Annotated in this window: 1 pseudogene; it reads left to right on the top strand. The window is 56.1% G+C overall.

Features of this window, described 5'->3' with window-relative positions:
* Positions 1 to 424: pseudogene (locus AC1DLB_RS32230) on the top strand (hypothetical protein); the annotation flags it as partial.

Below are 424 nucleotides of genomic sequence, written 5' to 3'. Positions count from 1 at the left end.
ATCCAGGAAGGCCGCATAGGTGCTCCAAAGCCGATATCGCCGGCTTCTCGCGACTATGCAGGCGAAAAGCAGGTTCTCGCTGGCGGACTGCTCCATGAACCGACAGAGCCATTCAACGCCGACTTCTATCGAGCCATGTATCCAGTTCTCGCCTCGCTCGATGATCCGGAACGGCACTTCCTGGATCACGGGCGGGCCGAAGGCCTGCTTGGCCGTATTCCGCTTATCGCTTTGAGTCGACCCATCGAGTCGCTGCCTATAGATAAGCCCACCATTCTGCTGGTCAGTCATGAAGCTTCGAGAACCGGCGCCCCAATTCTTAGCCTGAATATCGTCCAGCAACTTACCTCGCAATTCAATGTAGTGACACTGCTGCTTCGTGGCGGCCCGTTGGAAGAGTCTTTTATCGAGGCTGGAGCGATAG

Source organism: Pseudomonas sp. 05N434 (assembly GCF_056396965.1).
The sequence above is the reverse complement of the archived record's forward strand: the minus strand, read 5'-3'. Positions and strand labels throughout refer to the sequence as shown.